Source organism: Paenibacillus naphthalenovorans, from assembly GCF_900099895.1.
Taxonomy (GTDB): domain Bacteria; phylum Bacillota; class Bacilli; order Paenibacillales; family NBRC-103111; genus Paenibacillus_G; species Paenibacillus_G naphthalenovorans.
Genome location: NZ_FNDY01000030.1, coordinates 44,908 through 56,076, shown reverse-complemented (window position 1 = coordinate 56,076; position 11,169 = coordinate 44,908). Strand labels below are relative to the sequence as shown.

5 protein-coding genes and 2 pseudogenes are annotated in these 11,169 nt (G+C 37.3%); 1 reads left to right on the top strand and 6 read right to left on the bottom strand.

Translation table 11 applies throughout. The features are described 5' to 3' along the window. Nucleotides 1-120: 120 nt before the first annotated feature. A pseudogene (locus BLT35_RS21100) lies at nt 121-534 on the top strand (ATP-binding protein); the annotation flags it as partial. A gap of 369 nt (nt 535-903) precedes the next feature. Here BLT35_RS21100 and BLT35_RS21090 read toward each other — a convergent pair. The 6 genes and pseudogenes from BLT35_RS21090 to BLT35_RS21065 all read right to left on the bottom strand — a co-directional run. Then, nucleotides 904-1,131, bottom strand: a pseudogene (locus BLT35_RS21090) (aminoglycoside phosphotransferase); the annotation flags it as partial. A gap of 350 nt (nt 1,132-1,481) precedes the next feature. Further along, on the bottom strand, nt 1,482-2,528 hold the full coding sequence (locus BLT35_RS21085) for a hypothetical protein (protein ID WP_074729666.1): 1,047 nt from the start codon (nt 2,526-2,528) through the stop codon (nt 1,482-1,484). 83 nt (nt 2,529-2,611) lie between these two features. Further along, on the bottom strand, nt 2,612-3,511 hold the full coding sequence (locus tag BLT35_RS21080; protein ID WP_074729665.1) for a hypothetical protein: 900 nt from the start codon (nt 3,509-3,511) through the stop codon (nt 2,612-2,614). Nucleotides 3,512-3,614: 103 nt separating this feature from the next. Next, nucleotides 3,615-7,649 (bottom strand): KAP family P-loop NTPase fold protein, encoded by a 4,035-nt coding sequence (locus BLT35_RS21075; protein WP_074729664.1) that lies wholly within the window; start codon nt 7,647-7,649, stop codon nt 3,615-3,617. A gap of 115 nt (nt 7,650-7,764) precedes the next feature. After that, nucleotides 7,765-9,300, bottom strand: coding sequence for a Tn7-like element transposition protein TnsE (locus BLT35_RS21070; protein ID WP_074729663.1), 1,536 nt, complete (start codon nt 9,298-9,300; stop codon nt 7,765-7,767). Further along, entirely contained in the window at nt 9,272-11,167 is a 1,896-nt protein-coding gene (locus tag BLT35_RS21065; protein WP_074729662.1) for a TnsD family Tn7-like transposition protein, read from the bottom strand. The genes BLT35_RS21070 and BLT35_RS21065 overlap by 29 nt, the downstream gene beginning before the upstream one ends. Nucleotides 11,168-11,169 lie beyond the last annotated feature (2 nt).

Sequence of the window (11,169 nt, the reverse complement as noted above, 5' to 3'; positions counted from 1 at the left end):
ATTCATAATTGTTATGGAAAGATTTCCGGAAATGCCTAACGATGATTCTAAGGCGCTACTGAAAATCTTTCCATAACCAAATTCTTTCGATAATTTCCGTTATGGCAATTTTTCCATAAAGGGAAGACACATCTTGCGATTGGCCTTGCCGTGGAGGCCCTAAAGAAGGGTTATAAGGTTAGCTTTGTGACCATGGACGCACTGGTTCAACTGCTAAAAACGGAGGCCATTTCAAGGGCCTCCCAATACAAAATGAAGCGGATTTACCGATCTGACCTTGTGATCATGGATGATCTTATGTTTATGGCAATGGATCGGATCGAAGCAAACTTATTCTTTCAATTCGTCAACAAGCTCTACGGCCAAACCTCCATCATCCTTACGTCGAACAAGGGGCCCGAGGAATGGGCAGAGCTGCTTGGTGATCCAGCAATTACAACGGCAATCCTAGACCGCATCCTACACAAGAGTGAAATTATTCAACTGCAAGGTGACAGTTATCGTCTTAAACATCGGCAAACGATTTTCAGCTAAAAGTGTTCAATCTTATTTATCGAAAAATGTTCAAATGGACTTGACGGTTACAGGCTTCCTTCTTCTGATTACGAAGTAATCAATGCTCCTACTTTTTCTTTTACTAAAATGGATAAGCATAAAAAAGATTACGCTTATAGTGAAGTTTGGCTTCCCGTGCGAAAGAAATAAACAATAGTAAGCATTCTATTGAGGATTAATGCAGAGCAACGCAGATTCAGCGTTGCTCTTTTAAAATTATTATTGTAGTCTACAATTACAGAAGGTGAAACTCATTATTAGTACAATCAATTCAAGAATCTGGCCCTTTTCTTAAGAAAATGGCGCTAATCCCTAGTTCCAGAATTGCGCCCTTAAATGGAATAAGACCTAAATCCATTCATTCCCATGTTCAGTAATGAATTTAATATCATTTTGATAATGTTCAATATGTCCTTCATCTATCATCTTTTGAAAAGCAAGATCACCTTCATTCGCTTTTCTTTTAATTGTTTTACATAAACCTTCTAATCGTAGCAATACCATTTCTAAATAATCTTCTTGTAGTTCCTTACCATAAGATTCAAAAAACAATTTAACTCTTCGTTTTATACGATTTAAGAAAAGAAAAAGCCCAGCATGGACCCAGGCAAAACCCTAACCATGCTCGGCTTCTTGGACATTTTTTATTGTCTCTGGACAGTTTTTATTGCCCCAGGACGGGATTTATTAGCTGTCTACATGTTGCTTCATAATAAAGTTGTTTAAAAAACGCAGCTTATATCAAGATATTTCGACCCCAGCAAGCTGAATACAGCAAAATAAAGTTGTTTAATTTGGATTCTAATTAAACCTTAACTATAATTTTATTTATAATAAAGATGTTTAATAATTTGCGAATTCATTAAGTGTAAAAAGCCGCGGGGCTTATTTCTTTACTTTCAGTATCTAATTAAACCCGATTACCATCACAAAACGAAAACATCAATTTGTTTGTCATGAAGTAAAGGTTTTTCAACTTGCGTCGCAGTATTTAAGAATGCGACTGTTATCTTATTTTGGATCTCATGACTTAATAACCTCCATTTAATCGGGGAAATAGCAATATTTTCGATATATGATATCAACAAATTGGAGATAATCACCTTTTTCTCGGGAACACTTTTATTCAAAATTTGATTTCCAATAAATTGAAATCGTCTTCGATTTCTTTTCAAATAACTTAATAAAACATAGGTTTTGTTGTTTTGTGGAAATACAGTTACAAATAAAGGAGCAAGGGCTGTCTCAAAGTCACTTAAATCATTTACTGTTGCACCCTCAAGATCTTTCTCGATAATTACAGTAGCCGATGTCGCAATATGATACTCTTCAGGGAACTCAATTACTTCAGTTATAACCTCCTCAAAATTCCCAGTATCAAGGAACCCATTCATTCTGCTTCTAGCAATCTCTAATCGATTTTCCGCATCTTCCGAACCTTCCAAAGCAGCAGAAAACATCATCCTCATAAATGCCAGGTGTTCTGGGCTAGGAGGACCTTGATGTTCAAATATTTTATTTAATTCTGAGTACTCTTCTCTACTAATCAACTCAAGCATCTTCTTGTACATTTCAACAGTACTCTTCTTGGCATGATATTCATGTGCTAATGCTCGATAGGCAAATAAAAATTCTTGTTGCTTGTTGCCAATTTGGTAGTCAAGATTTTCTATCGGATTAAATATGGTCGTATCATGATGACCACAGAAGCCAGTGAATGTTGTGGCTCGCTTCCTCCCTTCTTTCTTCATTATAGATTTTAAGCCAAGAGATTCATCGATGTCGTTTCCAAACATTAAAACTTCCCCGTTTTCGGAAATTTTATTTAGTATCTTGTTATTTTGTATTGAGTGAGCCTTAATAATTCTTTCGCTACAATTTTCATCAGCATGGAAACAACCTTCCCAATAAGACATATTCCTTAACTTCCGGAAACCTTCAAAAAAGGAACGTTTCATAATCTCAAAGTCCATATTAATCCCCTCTTCCGAGTCATGTAGGCTTCGAAATATCAGACTTTATCTATATCATGATTTTATTTATGCTTGAAATACCCCTAAATACTATCAGAATAATTTAATTTCCAACCTTGATTAACACTTGATGTGGCATTTTCTTCAGACAAATATAAATTAATGATCATATTTAATGACAGTTTTGAGGTTTCAATAAATTCTTGGATAGTTATTGGTTTACCATCCGATGGAACCAGTTCATCTTCTAATTCTGCGTCTAACAATTCTTTATATATAATTACTTTTTCTAGTGAAAGTATATATAGCTCACAAAGATGTACAATATCCACAAATCTTTCCCTGCTTTTCAAACCGGACCTTCTTTTTACCCCTATTAAACATTTTTCTTCATCTGTGATCAAATACTCACTAATCTCTGAAACATTCATATGAGCTTCATCTGAATACCTCTTATAATTCTTACTTAACCCCTTTTTAAAATCATTTAAACACTTTATAGACAGAGTTACACTGCTATTTTTTATATATTCTTGGTCTTTATCGAATATAGAATATGCCCAAGCTAATTGTTCAAATATTAGTCTAATTAATGGCGAAAATTCAATATAATAACCATTCCTTAGTAATATTAAACAGCTTTCGAAAGTAGATTGTAATCTCATCATCGCAATGCAATAATGTAAAATTCCAGTTTCATTATTAATTTTCTTCAATAACACTTTTATTATTTTTTGTAGGTTCTCAATTATTCCAATGATCATATCTTGAGCGATATAGTAATTGATTTCATCCTCATCACTATTTTCTATTGGTAAGTTGTCTAGAATTTCATTAATATTTTCATAATTATATTCACACCTTATATAAGAAATTAAAGAAGCTTTAATGTGCCGCTTAAATCTCTCTGAGGAGTTTGATGGAAGAGCGTACGAAATCCCCTCGAAATTATATGGAATTAATCTATACAGGTCGTTATTCATAATATCCCCCTTAACCACTTGGTTACTAAAAATAAACTTTTAACAAATTTAGGAATATTGGTATGTAAGAAGACCCCGCATATTCAATATCGGGGTCTATGAATTACGATATAAATTTTGCTAACTTTTTTGAATCAGGGAAATGCTGCTTCAGTACCTCAAGATCATCATCGCTTGGATCAGCCAACTCCTTCAGCTTACCGAGAATCGAAGATCCACCATTTTTTTGTATCCAAAGGGCAAAACTATTCTTCAACTCAATTGAATCGACCATAATGAAACACTCAAGCAATACAATACTTAGCAGATTTTTTTCTTTAACTGATGGGAATAATTCATTAATTATCGAGTCGGACTTTAGAATATCACGTATTCCCTCAATATCTTGATAACTAGCAACAATGTCTTTTAAGTGCTTCAAGAAAAAATCGGCCCCAAGCAATCTATAAGATTTTTTGATTTGAGCCCACGCACGTTTCCTCTGGTCAGTATTTAAGCTATTATCGGTTACTAATTTGTATAAAAATTGTGCGGGATCGGACAATACCGAAATCCAAAGAGTTAATGTTACATCCGCTTCTGATTTCCAATTAACTGGTTGCTTAGCTAGGATTCTATTTGACATTTCATAAATGTAATCATTTTTTGCGTGGGATGCGGCATGTTTCCATACTCTTAATAACGCCTCTTTATCATCCTCCACTACACTATCCGCTAAGTTACATAAAACCGTAGGAGTAGGAAGTTGGGTAAAATCAAGAAACGTTTCCACTGCATCTTCACGATGACTGTTCCATACTTTGCTCGCCGCATCCATGAGTAAATTGGTTGAATCTTCCCCAACTATGCCCCGCTTAATCATGTTTCTCATAGACCGTAAGCATCCATAGCTTTTATCGGTACTTGAATAATTATCCAAAAAAGCTTTAGCTTCATTAAATATTTGCTGCGGGTTGTAATTTGTATACTCAGGTTCCTGTTTTGGCCAGTATTGTGCAAACTTTAAGTGAAGCCATCCGTACAAACTTGTCTGCCCTTTTGTATTTGCAAACAAAGTGTATATCATTTGACCAACAATATTCTTTGGTACCTGCTGTATTTTTGTTATGACTGCGGGAAGTATTCTATACAGATAATTATTTGGATTGTTATAATTTTGTGTCATTCTTGAATAAACTTGTTGTAAATGTTGATTTATTAGATCTGAATTGACATCTTCTTTATTTAGTGAGTCCATAAATAATTTATACTGATTAGCTTCTTCTTTCGTAACTTCATTTGTACCACGACTATGAACTTGAGCAATATGCGTATTTAAAGTATTCTTTACATCACTTGATAATTTACTGTAATTTTGTCCAAGCCATTTAACACATTCATTTGTTAGTTCTGTAAGAATAGAATCTGACCAAACTTTCAATATTTCTTGTGCTTTAGTTTGATTTACTTTAAACAAGATATCCAATAATAAAACTGCATATTTTCCAGTTACCTCTTCGACAGACCACTTGTTGCATAACGAAATAAGGTTTTGGAAATTCAGTTCACTAATTTGCTTTTTCATTTCTTCTAACACCTTAAGTAAAGCAATTCCTGCCTCTTCCCAGCCCTCTAATTGCCAATCCTTATCATCCATATCTTTGTTAAGTCGTTCTGAAAATTTTTCCAAAAAAAGTCCAAGGGATTGTTTGTCTATTATTGAGAAACTGTTAACGATGATTTCCCAACTTATTTTTACAAATGCTTCAACCTTAACTGAGACAAAATCAGCTAGCAGTCTCCACAACTCAGACCGACTTTCTTCACCTGAATCACGTAGTCTTTGAAACAACTTATTAAATCTTACCAAGACTTTTTCGATATCAATATCATCGAGTTTATTTACTTTTATTCTTGCCAATAGTAATTCTATGTATCGGACACCTAGGTCGAATAATAAGTGTTCTTCGTGTTCATCCATCCAGGTTTCTAGTATATTGATGGGAAACTCATAATTTTCTTTCCCAATTGTAATGCTCCTAACTTCTAACCATTCCAAAAACAACTTATCATCGGATGAATATAGTCCATCTATTTTTCTTACACCTAAAATCAATAGACATGCATCTTTTACAATCTCCACTGCTTCATTTATTGAGGGTCTTTCACCACTTTCAAGTCGCCAGGAGATATCTGATTCAATTCTTAGCAGGTCCTGTATTAATTTTCCTGCTAGAGCTTTGCGTTCAGGAGGGAGTGCTTCACTTAAAACCTCTCCTATTTTCGAAACGCCAATTCTCCAACGTAATCCCGGGGACTCAACTAATCGTCTAGCTAATGAAATTGATACAGCTTTTCTATTTAAGTTGGGAAACCGAGGCAGTAATTTGGCTATAACTAAGGCTCCGTTATCTTTACGGTCTTCAACATCACTGTTTACTTCATCTAACAATTCTTGTAGCATTACCGCATCATCAGTGGATAAGAGGGCAGTATCTTTATCTCTACCCAGATCAGCAACTACTCCCTGATAATCACCAGAAACAAAACCATCAAAAATCGCTTGAGCCTTATCCCCAAGTTTTCTAGTCCTTGGATCCTGAGTAAGTAGAAGAAGTGGTTGTAAAGATGAAGGCCAATGTAATCCCTGAAGGCTGGCCAAAAATTGACGAAGCATTCTATACTCGTTCTTTATTGTTTTTTGTTCAACATTATAATACTTTTTCAAAACGATTTGTGCAGCTTCTGGCTGATCATCAATTGGCAGTTGTCGTATCACAACGTTCATAAACCTACCAATAAGTTCAGAATCATTTTGTAGATCACTATAAAAATCAGGAAAATCTACTTTCAGGGCTGATAAAACTCCTAAAGAAATAGGATGATCAGTAACCGCTCCTTCTTGAAGCCCTCCAGGTCGGTCTGTTCCAGCTCCCTCTTTTTCCCGCTGCTTAGCAATCCACCAAGAATGAGCGAAAGCATTTATTATTTGCAAACAATTTCTCGGACTTTGTACACCTACATGAATCATCCTATTTATCAAACTCTCAAAATGCACATTTTTTTGTTCCAAGTCAGCTATTAATTCCGGTAATTCCTCAGTCATTTTTTTCATAGCGTAGTTTCGCATATCACGTTTCGGAAACTGGGGTATTTCTAATCGGAATTGAAATATTCTATCAAGAAAGCGTCGGGCATCCATTCTGTTGAAAATTGTCCCAGGAAGGTCGGAACTTTTATCACGTTTGCGTCCTGCTAGTGCTTCAGCTACTCGTTCCTCGTCGCAAGAAATAACAAATATTATACCTATATCTTGTGGAATTGGAATATCCATAAAAGAACGTATTGCGTCAAGTCCATTGATCATTTCGTCTGATGATAGTCTATCTAAATCATCGACGAATACCACTATACGTTCGCATGTTTTTCCAAACTTAATGCTTGTTTTCCCAGACTTAAAATTGTTAAGTTGCGCTAATAATAGATCTTCATATTGTTCAGCAGTTGAGCTAGGTGCTTCTATCTTTGTGACATTTGAGTATCTACGAACAATAAAATTCTTTGGGTCAAACAGATATTTAATAATGCCTACATTTCCAGAAGCAAGAATACCAATTAAGGCCAGTACTGCCCACTCATTTGAAAAATCAAAATATCGCGAGATTATAAATAGCGGTGTGGCAAAAAAAATTATTATTACTAATAATATTTGAACAATCCCCCAACCCCATATATCAAAAATCTCGTGCAATGTGTTTCTCCATGTTTTTTTCTCCGCTTGAACACGTTGGATTTGTCTAAAGAGAGCATCCGATAATAAGGTATCATCGCCACCAAGCGATAGAAAAACATGGCGAAGCAACGCCCGCTTTATATTTTCACCGCCATATCTCCACGCGTTAAACGTAATAGGAAACACTTTTTGCTTTCTTACACTCCCACCCAATTCATTGAAAGAAGATAGGTAAAGTGTCTTTATTGAACTTTTCCCGACACCCCATTTTCCAAGTAAGCCCAAAGTAAAAGGTGGGCGGTTTTTTGGTGACTCAATTATATCCTGCAACGCTTTTGCAAAGTGTCTATGACCAAAGGCATCAGCTTCTGTTGAGTCTATTTCCTTATCAAGAATAGATGGCATAATTTTTTCTGATGTAGGCATACTCAACTGCACCCCTAACATAAAAATCCAATAAACTTAATGGTTCGACATTCGTTGCAACATTCCTGCCAACTGGAAACTCATTTGACAAACTAAAGGCCCAGGGAACAGGCTATTACCCAATATGATTATATATTTTTTGCGCCCATTCAAAATGAAGCTTCACAGTATGTCGAAGTTTTTTACTTCTCACAAATCCAATGGTCTGAGGCCAATGCCCTTGGTTATTAACCAACTTTCTTAGTACTTGTTGTATTTTCTCATCATGTTCTTTTATATCTCTGTTCTCGGGATAAAGCAGCAGGGTTGTCACCGAATGATCGTCCGGTCTCGCTGGTTCAATTACGTAGGTAATCCGATTGTTTTTTGTAATCCTAACCACAGCACATTTACGTCTCTGGCCATTATCAAGATATGCAAAACGCCGGTTGCTGGGGAGATCAACTATTGAGACATCGATTTTCAAGTCCTTGAAGTGAGCCTCAAGGTATCTGATCATGGCCAAGAATTCCTCGAGACCATTTTGTTTTGTACTGTCGACCTCAAGAGATTGAATATCGACAGGCTGAAGAGTGCCTCCAGGGTAAGACTCATTGACCCCAGCTTCTACGAGCGCTCCGCCGCGGCCACCTATTACTGCTATATCTGTTCCTCTCTTAATAACTTGAGAGGGTATTTTATGTTTTCTAATCACCACATTATTAATAAATCCTAGCCGTGTTGGATCAGCCTTTACTACTGGTTGATTTGTATCGACCTTAGGCACCTCAGGAGTATCGGTTTGGATTTGGTATTCATCCGGCTCCTTCTTCGAATAGACACCTTTCTTGATCCCGTTCACATATCTCTTTTCCTTGAGTAATGGGTGCTTAATATCGATTCGTATTAGGCCATCGTCTAGACCGTCAATCCCAAGAATCTCAAAGACTATCACCTCATTAGCCTTACTTATCCCACGATAATGAATAGTTAAATTGCACAGTGGAGGAATTTGGAACTCTAGAGCGGTTCCAAAATTCCGACTATTCTGTGCGTAGATATATGAGAAAACCGATTCAAATGAAGTCTGAACACTTTGGTCGCTTACGATCCAGGCAATCTGACGAATAAAGTCATCTTCAAGTGAATTCTTGGCCACATTCGCGCTGAACATAATTCTAAGTTCATTTCCTACTTTGGATGTTTGATCGACGAGATAAGCCAATCCATTTGGGCGAAAAATGGCATTGGATATCTCTTTTGCTGTTGCAAAGAGAACCCTTAGTAACTCAACATACGGAATAAAATAGGTTATATTGCCCTCGGGAATAGCCCACATTTTGTTATTCATCATCATCTGTTTCGCATAAAGGTAATAACCAACACGTCTACAAGGGGCTAATGAGTCGACTGTATGCCCTTGGGACAGGTCGGCTATTTGAACAGAATTGATAGTACCATCCTTCTGTGTTGATAAGGGTTTACCATCATGAAACCATTGAGCAATCCTTAGTTGGGGTAATAATCCGACTGGGTACTTTTCCATCACGGGCACGCCATCTACATCAAACCATACACCAATTTTCCAGGTCTGCTTTTCCTGAAACACATCACCGTACCAGATAAGCCTTACCTTTTTCTCATTAAACCGCCACGGAGAAATCCTGGTCATTAATATAACCCCTCTGAGCTTTAACTTGATTCAAGATACTCATTACTAATTGATCATCTACTTTAGGTGCGGCAGCTAAGCGGTTGACCTGCCAGGCTGCAGGTTGCATCCCTTGCTCCAATAATTGCTCTATCGCCCAATTAATTCGTCTTAACCTATATTCTTCAATGGATTCACACACATCGGATAAAAGCCGTTTGCATCTCGGCAATTTGTTGAGTTGTTTTTCTAAGATTGCCCTGTTGTTAATGGACTTTCCGATACTTGAGATCGTCCTTCGAGTTGGGTGTTTATTTAAGGTCTTATCCCAATTTTCAAGCAAAGCAACAATCGAGTTATAGATATCTATATCTCTTCTATGCCAATCGACTTTCGCCACCGTGTTTGTCCGCTTTACCTTTGTCGTTGGTACGTTTGCAAATAACCAATCTTTATCGTTTCGATACAACCATGCGTAGAGCGCGTGGGCATGACCCCGTAATTCCGTTACTGTTAGTTCGGGGTTCATATTCCGAAGCTCCAACCACTCCCGCTTTTTACTTTCTTTAAGATACTCATAATTTCGAGGCGTACTTTCTGCAGCAGGCTCGGTAAAACGAGATTCTGAATATTTAATCACGGTGTTTACATCGACATGTAATATTCGGGCAGCTGCTCTGAAACTAACCTTTTCAATTTGAATTAGCTGCTGCAACTTTGTCTGCCATACTTGGCCAAGCTGAATTTTTCGGTCAATCTTAAACAGGTCTTCAGAAGTACGGTCCGGCCCCTTCCACATATAATGGAACCCACATGAACACTTGAAGTGACCAACGGGGCAGTTGTTGGCCCCTTTGGTAATGAGAACGGTATTTATAACCTTTTCGTGAAAGTGTTCTGCAGCCGGATTTAGGCATGGAAATGGACCATCACCAAAAGGCTTTAAAGGCACTTTAGAGCCTAAATGAATGTTTTGTATACATACACCCAAGAAACGCATTAGAAGAGCATGGCGGATCGGATGGAAGGCTTTACGATGCTTTCTTGTAATTGCCTTTAACCAAAATGAATCATCAGAAGGTTTAACCCCCGATTGAAGATAGAGTAGAGTCTCCCGACCATAGTAACACTCCATTTGTGTTGCAAGCCCTTGCTGATCAACAATTCCCTTAAATGAAGCATACCCTTGCTCCAATAATTTGGATTTATACAGATCCTCCAGACCCGAGACAGATATCTCAAATGCATTCTGGCTAAGATATACCAGGTCTTCGGAAATGGCCAATAAATGTTTGAATGTATTACCCGTGAAATGAACTTGTTCCAGCTTGGGAATGCAGTTAACCCTTGTAGCAGCGTGAAATGCATGTTTGTTATCCGGCCTAAACACTTGAAGGCTATCTTGTAAAAGTACATTGTGCTTCGTACATACATGTACGCCCGGGAGTTGATGAGTTAATCTCCAGTATGTTTCACCGTAAGTCTTGAGATCTTCATTCTTGCAAATGGGGCAAAACCGAAAGTATCGGTTTTCTTTGATTGAACTTGCCATCATACCCGTGAGCATATGGGAGGAACCCTTAACTTGACCTTTAAGCATATTCTCTTGAATTCGTTCCTTAAGAGATTCAGTCAGGAAGTTTGTGTAGTAAAGGAAAAAAGTATGCTTCAATAGCAGATCCTCAGCCCGACTATCAGTGAAATGTTTCACTTTCTCGTTTAGGTGAACGAGGTTGGTTGGAAGGTCGGCTACTGCGATAGCCCTCTCACTTCCAAAAAGCTCTTTCATAGTTTGGCTGGGACCATCATTACCTGAATAGAGATGGTATCGAGCCAACCAACTGTATAACAATTCATCATCATATAATCGGGGCATGAATCCCAGCATCT

Excerpts from the sequence above, each read along its gene's own strand:
- BLT35_RS21085 (WP_074729666.1), bottom strand. The coding sequence starts at position 2,528 with ATGGACTTTGAGATTATGAAACGTTCCTTTTTTGAAGGTTTCCGGAAG.
- BLT35_RS21075 (WP_074729664.1), bottom strand. The coding sequence starts at position 7,649 with ATGCCTACATCAGAAAAAATTATGCCATCTATTCTTGATAAGGAAATA.
- BLT35_RS21070 (WP_074729663.1), bottom strand. The coding sequence starts at position 9,300 with ATGACCAGGATTTCTCCGTGGCGGTTTAATGAGAAAAAGGTAAGGCTT.
- BLT35_RS21080 (WP_074729665.1), bottom strand. The coding sequence starts at position 3,511 with ATGAATAACGACCTGTATAGATTAATTCCATATAATTTCGAGGGGATT.
- BLT35_RS21065 (WP_074729662.1), bottom strand. The coding sequence starts at position 11,167 with ATGCTGGGATTCATGCCCCGATTATATGATGATGAATTGTTATACAGT.